Raw genomic sequence first — 16,480 nt, 5'->3', positions numbered from 1 at the left:
AGTCTAATACCTGGGAATTAAATCTTTACAGCTAGTAATTGGCGGTTCACTCGGTGGGATGCAGGTACTAGAATGGGCGTTGTTATATCCACAAATCGTGCAAGCGATCGCACCTATTGCCACTTCCGGTAGACATTCAGCATGGTGTATTGGATTGAGTGAAGCTCAAAGACAAGCTATCTATGCTGATCCCAATTGGCTTGGGGGTGACTACACATCAGAACAGCCACCAAACCAAGGATTAGCTGTAGCGCGAATGATGGCGATGAGTGCTTACCGTTCTTGGCAGACCTTTACAGATCGTTTTGGACGACAGTATGATGCTTGTGCTGACCAATTTGCGATCGCTAGCTACTTACAACATCATGGTCAAAAGCTAGTACAGAGATTTGATGCCAATACTTACATCACCCTCACCCAAGCGATGGATAGTCATGATATTGCTCAAGGTCAAGACTATAAATCTGTTCTGCAAAGCATTGAACAACCTGCTTTAGTTGTTGCTATTGATTCTGACATTCTTTATCCACCGATAGAACAACAAGAACTAGCAGATTTAATTCCTAATGCTCAACTAGGTTTGCCAAGTTTTGATTGGGACTGGTCTGCTTGAGTGAGCTTGGCAGCTTTGTGGGCTTCGATAAGTAGCTGGCGAAACCGATTGTACTCTTCGCTGTAAACTGATTTAGGCACTTTAGCTTGCCTTTTTTCTGGCGATGGTTTATTCGATCTCGATAAGAGTTAGTACATATTGGTGAACTCAGTTAAATTTTAAAATCTAATATAGGATAAACCCAAAATAGGTTTTTGAAAACTACTACGAATACAGGACATGTGTAGGCATAGCCTGTCGTAGACATCGCACTCTGAAATCCCCCAAACTCCTAAACGGGAAGTAGCTGTGTGTCTAAATCTGTGGTTTCATTTGAAGGATATCAGATTTTGCAAGATATCTACTTATGATGAACGTTGCACCCGCCATTGTAATACTAGGTCAAAATAGCGTCACAGTAGCACGCAAAATACTCACTGTCCTACCAGGGGCGACACTATACGGTCTAGCGGGCCGCACTTCTGGAGTTGATGTCAGCTTTACTAACTTTGGCGAGACGTTACGCGAGTTATTTGCCCAAGGAACACCGCTAATTGGCATTTGTGCCGCCGGCATTTTGATTAGAACGCTAGCCCCCGTACTCTCAGATAAACAACAGGAACCACCAGTGCTAGCTGTGGCTGAAGATGGTAGTGCTGTTGTCCCCCTCTTGGGCGGGCTTGGTGGGGTAAACGATTTGGCGCGTCGCATTGCCGAAGTGCTTGATGTCAAACCTGCAATTACGACCACAGGCGATTTACGTTTGGGCACAACCCTGTTATCTCCTCCCCCCGGATACCATTTAGCAAACCCAGAGGATGCTAAGAAATTTATCTCAGATTTGCTAGCTGGGGCACAAGTCAAGTTAGAAGGAGTAGCGCCTTGGTTGAGCGATCGCAAACTGCCCATACATCCACAGGGAGATTTGACCATTCAAGTTACGGAACGTTTGGTGGCTCCTACAGCCAACTGCCTTGTCTACCACCCAGCAACGATCGCGATCGCAATTAGTGACATCATTGATGATGCAGTAGCTTTAGTACAGCAGCTACTAGCTGATGCCAAACTAGAAAAAGCATCAGTCGCCGGAATATTTGCACCCATCACCACCGCAGCTGATCCCGCAATCCACGCCGTAGCTAGCGCCTTGGGAGCGCCTGCCCGCTTTTTTACCCCAAATCAGCTAGAAAGTTTGTTATCGCAAGGTTATAGCTGCGCCCAAGCAGTAGCAATCGCAGCTACAGGTACGTCTCCCTTATCTTCCTCATCTCCCCACATAGCGATCGCCATTGCCCCTCAACCAATTGACCCCAACACCATCGGTCAACCACGCGGACGGTTAGCGATTATTGGCACGGGTCCTGGTGGATCGCAATGGATGTCTCCAGAAGTGAGGGAAATACTCAAGTCGGCAACTGACCTAGTGGGTTATAAAACTTATTTAGATTTAGTTGGTTCTCTAGCTGATGGCAAGCAACGGCATGAGTCCGACAACCGCGAAGAAGAAGCACGGGCAAAAATGGCCCTTGATTTGGCCGCAACTGGGCGATATGTAGCTGTAGTTTCATCTGGTGATCCCGGTATCTATGCAATGGCAGCAGCAGTTTTTGAAGTATGCGATCGCTATGCCAAATCTGAATGGGACACTATCGACATTCATGTAGCACCAGGCATCTCAGCTATGCAGGCAGCAGCAGCAGCCATTGGTGCGCCCCTTGGACATGACTTTTGTGCTATTTCCCTGTCTGACATCTTGAAACCTTGGTCTGCGATCGAACAACGAATTGCTGCTGCTGCTGAGGCTGATTTTGTAATTGCTTTCTACAATCCTGTTTCCAAAGAGCGTACCTGGCAACTGCCAGAAGCGAGAAATATTTTGCTGCGACATAGAACACCGGATACCCCAGTAGTGTTGGCGCGGAATCTCGGTAGACCAGGACAAAAGGTGAAAGTGATTACACTTGACCAGTTAGCACCAACAAGCGCTGATATGCGGACAATTATTCTCGTTGGTTCCACAAAAACCCGAACCATCAAGCGCAGCGATGGTAATATCTGGGTTTATACGCCGCGTCGCTATACCGAACAGTAGGCAGATAAACGCTGCCAGCGAATAGAGCAGGGGAAAAATCCGGGCTTAAATGAACCGTATTGGGAATTATTCTGGTAACTTTTTCCGCCTTCTTGGGTATTTCCTTGCTGGGAAAAAGTCTTACTATCAGCAGAGATAATTTTTATAAATGATCAGGAGAATAAGAATAGAAATTGAACTGACAACATCAGAGATTCGGGCGATTCTACAAAAATGTACCCTACGGCTTATTTAAAGTAGTCACAATTATCGACGAATTCAATCCTCTCTTTATTTCTCAACTACGAATTATCTCTACATTGGAGATGCTTTTCATGTTTTGGGAGAATTGATTGAAGCGATTGATGAAGTAAAACAAATCACTCAACAAAAGGAAGGCACTATACATGGTTGAGCCAAAAAGACTCATCAGAGGAAAGCTTTACGAGTTTCGTGGGGTGCAACTGCGCTACAGTCACCCTTGCCAATATGCAGCGCAGGCTCGGTTTGCGTTCATTGACTCAAAGGGCCGACGCAAAGAATTAGGGACGCTGCTTTTAAAGCGAGAACTACTTGAGGTTAGGGAGTTAGCTAAGAACTAAGAACGCGTCCCGCCCTTTTGTTTCAATACTTTTGGCTTTGGCGTTGCATAAATGCACGATGAATTTGAGGTTGCAAGCATTGAAATTTCCTTTCAAATAGATCATAATCATTCCCTGATTCAGCAACGCTTTGGTTTTGTATATTTTCAACTCCCAATTAGGTTTGGGATTCGTTCATTGGAGAAGATTGATAGCGCCTAAATGCTAAAGGCGCAACGCATTTATGAGCCAATACGCTTGGGTTCATGCTAAAAACTAAAACTGGCGTAGGTTGGGTTGAGGAACGTAGCAAGATCCCCCAGGGTAACCCAACATTATCAAGGCTTTGTTGGGTTTCGCTTACGGTCAACCCAACCTACTATTCTTCTTATACCAATTTAATATGAAGCTGCATAGAAAAGAGCTTCTAAAATAAAGTTATAAGAGGAGATAGAGATTACCTGCTCAAATGTAGACGGATAGCTTGCCCCAGGTTACAAGGCTCAAATACTTTTGGGTCAATCCGTTCAAATACTCGCCGAAATCTATCTGCACTTGGAATACCTTCTGGTAAAGCTGAAAACTGCTGCAACCATTCATATTTACTCATACTGCACTTCAAGCTTTATTAGATACGGCTGTTCAAGGTTCTGTAAGTAAATTGCAATTAGAAATAGCAAGACAAGCTCATAGTCCTCTATTAAAATTAGCTAATTCAATACGTTCTTTATTATCTAAACAAGTTTCTAAAGATAGTCTATTACGAGATTATATTTTTCTAGGTTTTATGACAAGACAATCTGTACTGGCAATGAAAGTGTCAGATGAGTTTAGTCGCTCACTCCAAAGGCAGAAAAAACATTATTGGTGGCTGAAGGATTATAAAAGCTCGGAATAGTGATTCAACCACCAATTCATCAGCCAAGTTTTGTTGAATTAAATAACTCTACTCCCTTGATAATCAGCCGCAGGAAATTTTTGAAATGGCTTGGTTAGGGAGGAGTGGACGAGCGTAATCAACTGGTTGCAGACATCCAATAACAATGATTATTATTAGCGACTGTATATTTTATTTTATGGAAGTCCCTTATTCCTGTACTAATTTTGTACAATTACCCCCAAAATCCCTTTGACGGCACGTAAATAATCAGATGGGGATAGCAGAAGCAGCATACCTCGCATTCCACCAGAAACAGTGATCAGCTCAAATAAAGTTGCCGTTTCATCAAGGTAAACTGGATAGTCTTTTTTGCTGGCTAAAGCTGTCACACCGCCACGGATGTATCCTGTTAGTGGCTGAACTTCTTTCAGAGCAACTGTCTCAACCTTGCGGTTTCCTGAAATCCGCGCCAAGGCTTTTAAGTCTAACTGAGCATTTCCCGGCACAACAGCAAAACAGATACCTGTTGTGTCACCTCTGACTACTAAAGTTTTAAAAACTTGCTCTGGAGGAAGACCAACTTTGTGTGCTGTACTTTCAGCAGCCAAATCATCAGGATCTACTTCATAGCTAAGAATTTTGTAGGGAATACTTAGTTTATCAAGTAATCGAGCAGCATTTGTTTTCATGAACTTTTCGTTATTCTAAGTTTCTGACCGTCCTGACAGAAGTTAAGCACAAGTCCAAATTATACAAATTAAAATCCCTTGAATCCCACAATTAATCACTTACAGCATTGTTGCATTATGGTACGATTTCCAAATCCAGAAGACTTAGCATTTTTTCTTCCAAAGCTGTCAAATAAGCACGCTTGGGCTTCCCCAGCATCTCTAAAAACTTCTGCACCGATTCTTCTAGCAAACTGGAATACACTCGTGTAATGCGTAGGCGCAGCCCGCCGCAGGCATCGCAGATTTCTTGCATCTGTTGACATTACCATAGCAAGTAGTTGAAATTCAGATAATCGCCAACCTGAACCAGCATCACAATTCATTAGAATGAGTAGCTTTTCGTTTCGGTGTTTCAACCAGCACAGAAATTACAAGTAAACTGAACCCAATTATTTTGATAAAAGCATTTACTGCGTGTGTATATTCCCATTGGTTACGATATCTTGTCCAGTTTGGTGGCACAGGATTAGTCAGCCACGTTGCAAATTCAGCATTCATGGGGGCAACAAACATAATCCAACTAACAAGAGCCAGCACCAAAGCAATCGTTGCGCTCAACGTCCAATAAAATGTTGCACCACGTTTACGGACGAAGAACGCTAACACAATCGCTGCACCAACAGAGCCTATTTCAAAGGCTGCACCAACTGAGCCAAAATAACGATAAATATTTTCAAATACTGTGACTCTCACCCAGAGTTGTTGATCAAATTGTATTCTGCGTGGTAATTCCAGCAAATGCGCCATAGACAAGCTTAGGCTCAATGAAGCCAGCATAATTGTGATGAATCGCCACAATCGTATAATTGTCATTTGGCTGTACCTCACAGTGGTTGCTATCAAACTTCACCGTAAATAAAGATAAAACTTTATGTACCTATCAAGTGATATAACTAGCAAATCCTCCAAGTCAACCTTGTTCAGCTTCCCCAACATCTCCAGAAAGTTCTGCACGACTCCTCCAACGCACCCGAATACACTTGTTTAATGCGAAAACAATTCTTTTAAGTTTCCTTCTCAGGATTGTAGGCGATCGCTAAAAATGCGGGTTATGCTGCATACATAACATTTAAATAAGGAAGATACAGTAAATCTATGGTACACGCCACATTTTAATAGTATTATCCTTACTGCCACTTACCAGAGTCTGTCCATCTGGACTAATAGCAACGGCATAAACTAAATCTGCATGTCCAGCAAAAGATTGTGGCAAGAGGAATTGGGGCAAGATATCATACAGAGTGCATCTATCTACAGATGGACTTATTATTACCTAGTAAACAGCTACTGTCAGCCTTCAGTATTGCGCTGATGCTGAGTGCTAGATATAATTCCACGGGTAAATGCAGAGCGATCGCTAGTTTAAAAATAGATGTTGCGCGATAGTCATTCACGCTTTTAGTAAATAGGCCACGCTCTAAGGGTGCAGCGATGCTGTGGATATGTGGGTAAAGTTTTGATTACTCTTGGGCGGGCTAGACGCCCACCCTTAATTGTTATTGCAATGCCTCAGCAGTCTTCTTCTTATCCAACTTGAGAATCAACACACCTAAAGGTGGTAAACACAAATCCAGCGAATAAGGACGACTGTGCAAAGACCAATCATCCGTCCACTTACCGCCTAAGTTTCCCATATTGCTGCCGCCATACTGACGCGCATCGCTATTGAACAACTCAGTATAAAATCCCTTTTGCGGTACACCGATACGGTAGTGAGAATGAGGTTGCGGTGTAAAATTGCAAACCACGATCGCAAAATCATCAGAATCGCGATCGCGACGAATGAAGGAAACTACACTATGGCGGTTATCGCTACAGTCAATCCACTCAAACCCAGGTTCAGCAAAATCCTGGGTGTACAAAACTGGCTCAGAACGGTAGAGATGGTTCAATTCCCGGAAAAACGTTTTTAATTGTTGGTGGGCTTCATCTTGCAATAAATGCCACTCCAAATCTGCCCAAGCATTCCACTCACTCCACTGCCCAAACTCCATGCTCATAAACATGGTTTTTTTACCTGGGTGAGCAAACATATAGCTAAATAAACAACGGATATTAGCTAACTTCTGCCATGTATCCCCCGGCATTTTGCCGATGATATTGCTCTTGCCATGTACCACTTCATCGTGGGACAGAGCCAGCATGAAGTTCTCGCTGTGGTTGTACCACATACTAAAGGTGATATTGTTTTGGTGGAACTGGCGGAACCAAGGGTCCATGCTGAAGTAATCCAGCATATCGTGCATCCAGCCCATATCCCACTTCAAGTTAAAGCCTAGTCCGCCTGTGTAGGTGGGCCAAGATACCATTGGCCAGGAAGTAGATTCTTCCGCAATTGAGAGAATGCCGGGGAAATAGCTAAAGATGGTGTGATTTACCTGACGCAGAAAATCTGCGGCTTCTAAGTTTTCTCTGCCGCCGTACTGGTTGGGCAGCCATTCTCCTGGTTCGCGGCAATAGTCGTTATAGAGCATTGAGGCAACAGCATCAACACGAATCCCGTCAATGTGGTACTTGTCAAACCAGAAGAGGGCATTTGCTGCTAGGAAATTACTAACTTCATGGCGACCATAGTTGAACACCAAAGTACCCCATTCTTTGTGTTCGCCTTTGCGGGGGTCAGCGTGTTCGTACAGGTGACTACCATCAAAGAAAGCTAAACCATGTCCATCTTTGGGAAAGTGACCAGGAACCCAATCCACAATTACCCCTATATCATTTTGGTGACATTTGTCAACAAAATACATGAAATCTTCGGGGGTGCCAAAACGGGAGGTGGGGGCATAGTACCCAGTTACTTGATAACCCCAAGAGCCATCAAAGGGATGCTCCGCAATGGGTAGTAATTCTAGATGGGTGTATCCTAATTCTTTAACATAAGGAATGAGTCGGTCAGCTAGTTCCCGGTAAGTAAGGAAGCGTGCGCCGGGCTTCAGTTCGGAAACGACAACTACGCGTTCAGTTTCACCATTAGGCAGTTTAGCCGGTTCGGCACTCGAAGCGTGTAACCAAGAGCCTAAATGCACTTCATAGACTGAGACGGGCTGGGTGAGGGGGTCAGTGTGACGCCGCTTTTCCATCCAGCTTTTGTCATCCCAACTGTAAGAATCTAAATCAGTGACAATGGATGCGGTTTTCGGGCGGGGTTCTTGCTGGAAACCGTAGGGATCGGATTTTTCGTAAATGTGTCCTTCAAAATTTTTGATTTCATATTTGTAATGCTCTCCCACACCGATTTCAGGAATAAACAATTCCCAAATTCCAGTGCGACCTTTACGCATTTGGTGTTTACGCCCATCCCAGAGGTTGAAGTCTCCCAACAATGAAACGTTGCGAGCGTTAGGTGCCCAAACTGCAAAATAAACGCCTTTAACGCCGCCTATTTGCGTGGGGTGCGCTCCCAGTTTTTCGTATATCCGATGATGGTTGCCTTCACTAAACAAATGCAAGTCAAAGTCTGTCAAGTTGGGAGAAGGGAAGGCGTAAGGGTCATAAGTGACACGCTCATGTTCCCCTTCTTTAATCCGTAACTGGTAGTTTGCCAGTTCTGGAGTGTCAATCGTGCATTCAAAAAAGTGGGGATGATGCACTGTTTGCATTGGGTATTCCTTCCGTTGTTCAGGAAGAACTACCCATGCTGCACTTGCATTTGGTAGGTAGGCCCGCACAGCCCAGACAGTTTTGCCGTCTTGTTCTATGGCATGAGAACCTAGTATTTCAAACGGATCGTTATGCTGATTCCAAACGATGCTGTTAACCTGTTCAGGGGCGATCGTGGTCATGGACATGAAGCTACCTAAGTGATATAACGTGATTGACTAAATCTACTTTTTTAATATCTATATATATTCTTTACATTTATTTGCAATTTTGCCGCCACCGTTATCCTACATCAGAATGGGGAATGGGGAATGGGGAATGGGGAATGGGGAATGGGGAATGGGGAATGGGGAATGGGGAATGGGGAATGGGGAATGGGGAATGGGGAATGGGGATGTATGACTAATGACGAATGTATCAAAAGTTTAAAAATGGGAAAAACTGAAGTAAGGTTTTACGTATACGCAGCAAGAAAATCTGTTCGCGAATTTTGGGGTCTAGTTTTGGGGGCGGGGCAAGTTGGAGCTGCGCTTGTAATTGAATATATTCGGCAGCCGTTAGTGATTTTCCATCAATAGGCGATCGCGCCTCTATGATAATTTTAGTGCGTAATATTTCTTCTGGTGTATCCTCTGGTGGTGGTAATGCTATTACTGCTGAACGCCAAGAGCTACTCAACACAAAAAAGGTTCCACTAATCACAATTAAGGTCAATAATTTTATTGTCTTTATCGCTTTAAATTTCCCCATCTCCTGAACTGCGTTCACAACGCAGGATGAAAATCTATTTTTTCCATTGTTCATTCCCATTAAAATTTTCCCAATAAAAATCTGGCAATACCAAGGGACATCACCAGGTCTTTTCTGATACAGAATAGACTACAGGTAATGCTCAAGAGCAATTGCCAGCGATCGCAATAAATTGTTTTGACCTCTGAAAAGTCAGGAGTCTAAGCCATTCCAAACACCAAGCCAGAGAAATACTTTGCCCACAAAATGGCTTAGATTTACAGAAATCAACTCCCTTCGACTCGGAATAAGGTTCAGTCACAGAAGAGGAAAGGGAACAAGGGTCACAAAGTTTGGGGGAGAACCCCATAAATAAATTTAGGGTTGCTAAAACAATGACGCATTATTTCTTGTGGCACTTGACGCGACGCTCGTAAGGGTTGCGTTAGCGTTAGCGTAGCGGTAGAGAGGAACGAGCGTCCGTAGGATCGTCTGACTCGCGAACGCTGCGCTATCGAAATAAATATTTAACATTGAGCGTAAATAAATTTAGGTGCTTGAAACCCTATATTACTGAGCAATTCCAGCATCTTTCTCCCCTGCTCCCTGCTCCCCTGCTTCTATGACCAGGCGAGGATTTCAGGAGGACACATGGTTGAAGAGGTAATCCTCATCACCAGTGTCCTTTATTTGCTGCCCTACTTAGCTGATATTCAAGCAAACTTTAGGCTCTGATACACCAACAGAAAAATATAGCTTTTTACTTAGCCTAATTAATTCAAGCTATGTGGTGACGAGCGTTGTTAATAAGCTGTTTTGGGCATGATTTCAACTAAAGTTTAGGATGCCCTATTTAGGAGTAGCAGTGGGACTAGCTGCAGGAGTAGTTGCGGGAGTAGTTGTGGGAGTAGCAGCAGGTGCATCAGTTGGTTCACCTGTAGCAGCTGGACTACTAGTAGTACCACCACCAGCACCACCACCAGCATCACCACCGCCGCCTTCACAAGCTCCGAGAATTGTAGCCAAACTTAAGATTACAGCCAAACCAAAGATTTTTGTTTTCATAACTCCTCTTTCACCAATTGTGGCTAGAACAATTTTTCGCCTGTTGAATACGATACCGTATTTATTGCTTTTTTTTAAATGCTACGAGATTACATATTAAAAAAAACAATCCTTTGGGGTATTCTTTTTTTTGATTAGGTGTCATACAGCCATCTGATTAGTTTCTCTTAACTCAGGAGCAAAAGGGAAATTACCAAATTTTCTAGCAAACCGAGCTATCATAGCAAAAAAATTATTTTTTCTTGGAGTATTGCACCTTGCTGCCCTGCGTTGCCATACTTTAGGTGCGATATCTGAAGGGCAAGCTGTCCAATTGCTAATCGCTGATTGCAAAATTGCAATATCTAGAGAATGCAATTGGTATGGCTATCTATCAGAACAGTTAAAAGGGTGTAGTCTGTTATGTGTGGTTGTTGCACAGAAGGCGATTTTAACTAAGCAAAAAGAGACAATTAAGACAATCAATCTAAAGTACAGTATTTTTCATCTAAAAAATTTATGGTAGTTGCTCGTAAATCTGCTGTTTCTACAAGGGGTACTTGGTTCGGGCGAGATTCTATCCTTTCTTTAGGGAGGCGACGTTCTGCACCTATACAATCAGCAGCACAAAACCCTTCTACACCACCTGCTGCCCAAGAAGCTGTAGTATCCTCTCAAAGACAACAGCGTTCCCAGAAAAAGGTAGCGGTTTCTCCCACAAATGGAGCAGTTATGCCCAAATCGGGGAAACAGTTGGGTAGACAACAAGTGGTAAATCTCAATGAGCAGTTGAGTGCAAACCAGAAAACTCCAGGGGTAGGTTTTCTTCGCCTTCCCATAATGCCTAATTCTGGAGCGGTACCTTTGTGGTTGCTGCGCTTGTACACCTTTCACCGTTATTCGACAGTTTTGACGTTCTTATTAGTAGCATCGACACTTGCTGTTTATGGCTGGACGGTATATTCCCAAGAGCTTTGGAGTAAGTCATATCGTAGGCTGCAAAACCTCCAACGTCATGAGCGGCTACTAACAACAACCAACGCGACGCTGACAAATAAAATTGCCCAGGAAGCAGAACAACCAACAGCAGGGCTGGTATCGCCGGCTCCTCAAGGGATGATTTTCTTATCTCCAGCATCTCGTAGTCCTAAGCCAGCATCGTCTAACACAACGCCAAATCCCCAAACGCAACAGCAAACACTCTCGCCACTGGGGTATTAAGGTTAACAGTCATTGGTCGTCATTGGTTATTGGTCATTAGTTTCAGACAAACAAAGAGGTCTGGTCGGTTTTAGGTAATAGTGCCAGCTTCAAGGAGGAACAGAACTTAAAAGACGAGGGATGAAGGACAAAGGACAAATGACTAATGACTAATGACAAAGGACAACCTAATGCAAAAATCACCAAGCAGAACAAACAGAAAGTTTCGGAATCCAGCATTTAAAAGGCGACACAAAGATTCTAAAGGAGGATTGTTAGGGACACTTGCCTCTAATATCCAAAATCAAACATCTAACACCAAGTCCCGACTGTTTATAGTATGGGGCGTATTAATGGCAGTAGGGTTGGGGTTGGGTCTTAAATTATATAATTTACAAATTGTCAAGGGGCCAAAGTTAACAGAGCAAGCGCGAAACCAGCAAATGGTGAATTTGCGACCTTTTATGCCCCGTCGCCCGGTGGTAGATCGCAATAGTAATCTGTTAGCAATTGACCGTCCTGTATATATTTTGTACGCTCATCCCAAGCTGTTTAATAAGTCTAATGAAGAAATAGCAGGGCGACTTGCCCCAATATTGGCAAAAGATACTGCTGAATTGATAAAAACTTTTCAAAGTAAAAGAAGCGGAATTATACTTGCCCCAGCCCTCGCGGAGGAAACTATTGATCGCATCAGCTCTTTGCGCTTAAATGGCTTGGAGTGGGCTGAAAAATACTCCCGATATTATCCGCCAGACGATTTGGTTTCTGATGTGGTGGGCTACGTGAATCTTGACCGCCGTGGTCAAGCAGGTGTGGAATACTCTCAAGAGAAGTTGCTAGAACGTCCTGTGCAAACGGTGCGCCTCAGTCGGTCGGGTAATGGGGCCTTGATGCCGGATCATGCCCCCGAAGGTTTTTTGCATTTTGATGATTTGCGACTGCAACTCACTATTGATAGCCGTCTGCAACGAATTGCCCGCGTTGCACTCAAACAACAAATGGATAAGTTTGAGGCTAAACGTGGGGCGGTAATTGTCATGGATGCCTTAGATGGTTCCTTACTTGCCCTCGTTTCTCAGCCTACTTATAACCCTAATGAATACGCTAAAGCTAATATCTCACTATTTAAAAACTGGACGGTGGCAGATCTTTATGAACCGGGATCGACTTTTAAACCTTTGAATGTAGCGATCGCTCTGGAAAATGGCGTCATCAAACCAGATGATATATTTAATGACTCCGGTTCTATTCAAGTAGCTAATTACACCATCAAAAATGCGATGAATAATGGGAATGGGCGAATCAGCATCGCTCAGATTTTGCAATATTCCAGCAACATTGGCATGGTGCAAATTATCCAACGCTTAAAGCCTTCAATCTATTACAACTGGCTAGAACGCTTAGGGCTAGGACAAAAAGTTGATACAGATTTACCTTTTGAAGTTGGTGGTCGGCTTAAAAGTCAAGAAGAATTTATCGCTTCGCCAATTGAACCAGCTACTACTTCCTTTGGACAAGGCTTTTCCATGACACCGTTACAGCTAGTGCAAATGCACGGTGCTTTAGCCAATGGCGGTAAATTGGTCACACCTCATGTAGTTCGGGGGCTGATTGATAGCAAAGGGCAAATGCATGATTCACCTACTCAGACCGTCCCCCGTCAAATTTTCTCAACTGCAACAACCCAAAAGGTTGTGGAAATGATGGAAACTGTTGTTAATGAAGGCAGCGGGAAGGCGTCACAAATTCCGGGATATCGCATTGCTGGTAAAACTGGTACAGCCCAAAAAGCTAGTCCTAATGGTGGTTATATCAAGGGTGCTAGAATGACCAGCTTCGTGGCTATTTTGCCAGTGGAATCTCCTCGGTATGTAGTGTTTGCACTAGTGGATGAACCAAAAGGAGAAAGTGCTTATGGTTCTACTGTCGCCGCCCCAATTGTCAAGTCGGTAATCGAAGCACTCATTCCTCTTGAGGAGATTCCCCCAAGTAAGGCGATTGAGCAGAAGGAAGTGCCGTAGGAGGCAGGGGCAGAGGACAGGGGGCAGTGAGCAAGGGAGAAGAATTTTCCCCTCTGCCTCTTATGCCCAATTAATTCCCAATTCCCAATCCAGGGCGAACGCACGGCATTTCTGAAACCCCTGCTGGATAAGGATCTTGACGAAAAAATAGGCTAAATTTAAAAACGCTGAAACCCTTGCTATTAAAGGATTCTTATACTTTAGATGCGTTTGCCCTGATTCCCAATCCTTTTGTTCCCCTAGACTTAATTTTTCTTTATAACCAAGGAAAGAGGTAGAGAAAGCTACTTGTGTGGGAAGTTAAGTATTAGAGGTGAAAATCATTTCTCACTTTTCCAATGCTACCGAAGATTCCATGCAAAGCAATTTAGTTATATTTCCTAACGCTGGGACTGCAAAAAAGAGTAAGCAAATAGAAGAAGGAACAATTACCAACTACGACCGGGCTGAGGAACAATTTATAGAACTTCTAGCAATAGAGGATTTGGATCATAAATTAGATGTAAAACCTGCAATAGCTAGTGAGTTTGAACAGGCACTTTCAAGGGCGATTCGCGCTGCCTATAAAAACGATCACTCTGATGAACAGGCTCACCGTTTTCTACAACGGATACTTTATCGAATTAATCGCCTGAAGCTGTTCTGGTATGACGATTTGCGGCACTATACTAATGAGCGATCGCTTTACTTGTCTTCATGTCGTGACCTAATTGAAGCTGCTTGGCAAAAGTGGGAACTGGCACAATTCGATGTGCCTGCACTGCAACAATTAAATGTAAAACAAGCTCTAATTGAGCGCACATCTGCCGATTTAGATCCGATTTTGTCGGAGAGTAGCCGCTACATTCGGGAAGAAATGACTGAATCTGGCTATCGTCACCTGTTAGCGATCGGCTCCTTTGATGGCTTGGTTGAAGCTAGTCATCTTTCCCGCATTTTGGGTGGTGTTGCTAATGAAGTGCAGTGTACGCTGATGCGAGTACTAATCGAAGAATACGGCAATGGTCGTTTATCTCGCAAGCACTCTACATTTTTTGCCCAAATGCTTGCTGAGTTTGGAATGAACACTGAACCAGAGGCATATTTCGATTTAGTACCTTGGGAAGTTTTGGCTTCTACCAATCATAATTTTCTGATGACTGAGCGCAAACGCTATTTCCTGCGTTATAGCGGCGGTTTGACCTATTTTGAGGTAGCTGGCCCTGCGGTTTACAAAAATTATATGGTGGCAGCGCAACGGCTGAGACTCTCAGAAGTAGCGGTGGGTTATTGGGAACTACACATCAGGGAAGATGAACGCCACGGACGTTGGATGTTAGATGATGTGGCTTTGCCATTAGCAGAACGATATCCCAATGATGCATGGGAATTAGTGCTTGGGTACGAGCAGCAGAAACTTATGAGCGATCGCGCCGGTATTGCTGTTGTGGGATCAATACGTGAAGCAACACAATCCGTCTGACTCATCTAAAAATCTAAAAAATTAGAAATTAAAAATGGTAAATCTTTCTGGCGTTTATAATTTCACGTTTCTAAACCGTTCTATTGCTAATCTTTCTAGAATCCAATTTCTTTAGTGAGGGCTTTTTTACTAAAGAAACGGTTATTTATTCCCTTGAGATAAAGGTGCAAAATAACCTTCTATTACATTGATTATACCTTACACATAGAAGTGCAGTCAAATGAAAGATATCTTTTTTTGTCCTGAAGAATCTAATTTTTACTCAAACTGTTTAGAAAATTTTGTTCTCAGAAATTGTAAAAATTATGAATCTATTGTGGAATTTGGTTCAGGAGATGGCAGTCCTGTAATTAATTCCTTATTAAGAAACAACTTTGATGGCATCATCCAGGGATTTGAATTAAATACTTCTGCATGGAAAGTTGCAAATTCAACTATCGATGAATATGAGCTCACTAATAAATATATAATCCATAATTCATCTTTGTTTAATTCTTCTCAACCCGATGCCGAGTATCTTGTAGCCAATCCGCCCTATCTCCCGGCCCCAGATAATGATATTTATATGCCACTCTTATTTGGGGGCGTAGATGGAGCCACAGTTACCAACGATCTTTTATCATTAGGTTATGAAAATGTGTTGGTTTTAATATCTAGTTTTTCTAATCCAACAAGTACACTAAACCTAGCCAAAAAAAATGGTTATTGTGTTCAAAATTTCATGGTGTTACCTTTACAGTTCGGCTACTATAGCTCCGATCCCAAGGTAAAGAACCATATAGAAGAACTCCGAAAAAACAAGATGGCATTTTATTCTGGCGATTATTATTTTCTAGCTGGGGTTTTATTTAATAAATGCCAGGATTCTGTAATTGATTTATCTAATCAATTGGCTCAGGTTATGACTAGTTTGTGAAAATTGAGAACAACTTATCGATGCTGTCTCTAGGAACCAGCAAATTTTTATAAATGTCAACTGCCTATGTATATATTTAGCAATATCTCTTAAACATGATGAAGTCACTAAATCTGCATAGGTGCACTTGCTTCTCCAAAAAGAAACTCCAGAGTATCTAGAGGTTTCTGTAGTCTGAATAAGCAAGCGTTCAAAAAACACTAAATAACGGAACTTTAATTTCGTAGGGTGCGTTAGTAATAGCGTACTAACGTACCCTAAATTAGTAAATACAGATTAAATCAAACCGTATTCTCTGAAGAACCAAAAGATAAAGGTGCTATTCACATGGTGAGTGCATTGGCTACTAATAACAGATTAGTATTAACCCTGGCTCATCCCGGATTCATTGCATCGCACTTCTTAAACACCTCTATGAGCTTTCCAGCGCTTATTGAGAAGTTACCAATTATCCAATACTAAATTCAGCATAAACTAAAACCCCCTAGCTATTATGAAAGCTAGGGGGTTTTAGTTTTAAAAAATGAATCCTGGCATCGAGCTATTTTTGCGTAGGGCTACCCCTAAACTATCGTGGCCGCAGCAGCGTTTCACCTCTGAGTTCGGGAAGGGTTCAGTGTGGTTCCACCGCGCAATAGACACCAGGAAAA

Annotated in this window: 15 protein-coding genes, 1 rRNA gene and 1 pseudogene; 8 read left to right on the top strand and 9 right to left on the bottom strand. The window is 43.0% G+C overall.

The window, feature by feature from the left end:
- Positions 1 to 58 precede the first annotated feature (58 nt).
- Positions 59 to 613, top strand: coding sequence for an alpha/beta fold hydrolase (locus LC608_RS31410; RefSeq protein WP_229557301.1), 555 nt, complete (start codon positions 59 to 61; stop codon positions 611 to 613).
- Between the two features lie 346 nt (positions 614 to 959).
- On the top strand, positions 960 to 2,684 hold the full coding sequence (cobJ, locus tag LC608_RS31405; RefSeq protein ID WP_229557300.1) for a precorrin-3B C(17)-methyltransferase: 1,725 nt from the start codon (positions 960 to 962) through the stop codon (positions 2,682 to 2,684).
- Between the two features lie 1,056 nt (positions 2,685 to 3,740).
- On the opposite strand, the pseudogene LC608_RS31400 reads toward cobJ, so the two are convergent.
- The 5 genes and pseudogenes from LC608_RS31400 to LC608_RS31380 form a co-directional block, all read right to left on the bottom strand.
- Positions 3,741 to 3,854 (bottom strand): annotated as a pseudogene (locus LC608_RS31400) (transposase family protein); the annotation flags it as partial.
- Positions 3,855 to 4,342: 488 nt separating this feature from the next.
- Positions 4,343 to 4,813, bottom strand: a complete 471-nt coding sequence (gene ybaK, locus LC608_RS31395; protein ID WP_229557299.1) for a Cys-tRNA(Pro) deacylase — start codon at positions 4,811 to 4,813, stop codon at positions 4,343 to 4,345.
- 115 nt (positions 4,814 to 4,928) lie between these two features.
- Positions 4,929 to 5,108: a hypothetical protein gene (locus tag LC608_RS31390; protein ID WP_229557298.1), complete on the bottom strand. Its 180-nt coding sequence runs from the start codon at positions 5,106 to 5,108 to the stop codon at positions 4,929 to 4,931.
- A 59-nt stretch (positions 5,109 to 5,167) separates the two neighbouring features.
- Positions 5,168 to 5,668 carry a DUF1772 domain-containing protein gene (locus LC608_RS31385; protein ID WP_229557297.1) on the bottom strand — a complete coding sequence of 167 codons (501 nt, stop codon included), beginning with the start codon at positions 5,666 to 5,668 and terminating at the stop codon, positions 5,168 to 5,170.
- Between the two features lie 280 nt (positions 5,669 to 5,948).
- Positions 5,949 to 6,068 (bottom strand): WD40 repeat domain-containing protein, encoded by a 120-nt coding sequence (locus tag LC608_RS31380; protein WP_229557296.1) that lies wholly within the window; start codon positions 6,066 to 6,068, stop codon positions 5,949 to 5,951.
- Here LC608_RS31380 and LC608_RS31375 point away from each other — a divergent pair.
- Positions 6,062 to 6,241, top strand: a complete 180-nt coding sequence (locus tag LC608_RS31375; protein WP_229557295.1) for a hypothetical protein — start codon at positions 6,062 to 6,064, stop codon at positions 6,239 to 6,241. The genes LC608_RS31380 and LC608_RS31375 overlap by 7 nt on opposite strands.
- A gap of 110 nt (positions 6,242 to 6,351) precedes the next feature.
- On the opposite strand, the gene glgB is transcribed toward LC608_RS31375, so the two are convergent.
- Positions 6,352 to 8,643: a 1,4-alpha-glucan branching enzyme gene (gene glgB / locus LC608_RS31370; RefSeq protein ID WP_229557294.1), complete on the bottom strand. Its 2,292-nt coding sequence runs from the start codon at positions 8,641 to 8,643 to the stop codon at positions 6,352 to 6,354.
- A gap of 26 nt (positions 8,644 to 8,669) precedes the next feature.
- Here glgB and LC608_RS31365 point away from each other — a divergent pair, with 26 nt between their 5' ends.
- Entirely contained in the window at positions 8,670 to 8,861 is a 192-nt protein-coding gene (locus LC608_RS31365) for a hypothetical protein (protein ID WP_229557293.1), read from the top strand.
- Positions 8,862 to 8,872: 11 nt separating this feature from the next.
- On the opposite strand, the gene LC608_RS31360 is transcribed toward LC608_RS31365, so the two are convergent.
- Both LC608_RS31360 and LC608_RS31355 read right to left on the bottom strand, forming a co-directional pair.
- Positions 8,873 to 9,205, bottom strand: coding sequence for a hypothetical protein (locus LC608_RS31360; protein ID WP_229557292.1), 333 nt, complete (start codon positions 9,203 to 9,205; stop codon positions 8,873 to 8,875).
- An 828-nt stretch (positions 9,206 to 10,033) separates the two neighbouring features.
- On the bottom strand, positions 10,034 to 10,249 hold the full coding sequence (locus tag LC608_RS31355) for a hypothetical protein (protein ID WP_229557291.1): 216 nt from the start codon (positions 10,247 to 10,249) through the stop codon (positions 10,034 to 10,036).
- Between the two features lie 498 nt (positions 10,250 to 10,747).
- Between LC608_RS31355 and LC608_RS31350 the strand changes: the two genes are divergently transcribed.
- The 4 genes from LC608_RS31350 (at position 10,748) to LC608_RS31335 (ending at position 15,830) form a co-directional block, all read left to right on the top strand.
- A complete protein-coding gene (locus LC608_RS31350) occupies positions 10,748 to 11,449 on the top strand; it encodes a hypothetical protein (protein ID WP_229557290.1) in 702 nt (233 codons plus the stop codon).
- A gap of 170 nt (positions 11,450 to 11,619) precedes the next feature.
- Positions 11,620 to 13,452: a penicillin-binding protein 2 gene (locus tag LC608_RS31345; protein ID WP_229557289.1), complete on the top strand. Its 1,833-nt coding sequence runs from the start codon at positions 11,620 to 11,622 to the stop codon at positions 13,450 to 13,452.
- Between the two features lie 355 nt (positions 13,453 to 13,807).
- Positions 13,808 to 14,914 carry an iron-containing redox enzyme family protein gene (locus LC608_RS31340; RefSeq protein WP_229557326.1) on the top strand — a complete coding sequence of 369 codons (1,107 nt, stop codon included), beginning with the start codon at positions 13,808 to 13,810 and terminating at the stop codon, positions 14,912 to 14,914.
- Positions 14,915 to 15,134: 220 nt separating this feature from the next.
- Positions 15,135 to 15,830, top strand: coding sequence for an SAM-dependent methyltransferase (locus LC608_RS31335; protein WP_229557288.1), 696 nt, complete (start codon positions 15,135 to 15,137; stop codon positions 15,828 to 15,830).
- Positions 15,831 to 16,358: 528 nt separating this feature from the next.
- Here LC608_RS31335 and rrf read toward each other — a convergent pair.
- Positions 16,359 to 16,476, bottom strand: a 5S ribosomal RNA gene (gene rrf, locus LC608_RS31330).
- Positions 16,477 to 16,480: the final 4 nt, after the last annotated feature.

This window comes from Nostoc sp. XA010 (genome assembly GCF_020829625.1).
Taxonomy (GTDB): Bacteria; Cyanobacteriota; Cyanobacteriia; order Cyanobacteriales; family Nostocaceae; genus Nostoc.
The sequence above is the reverse complement of the archived record's forward strand: the minus strand, read 5'-3'. Positions and strand labels throughout refer to the sequence as shown.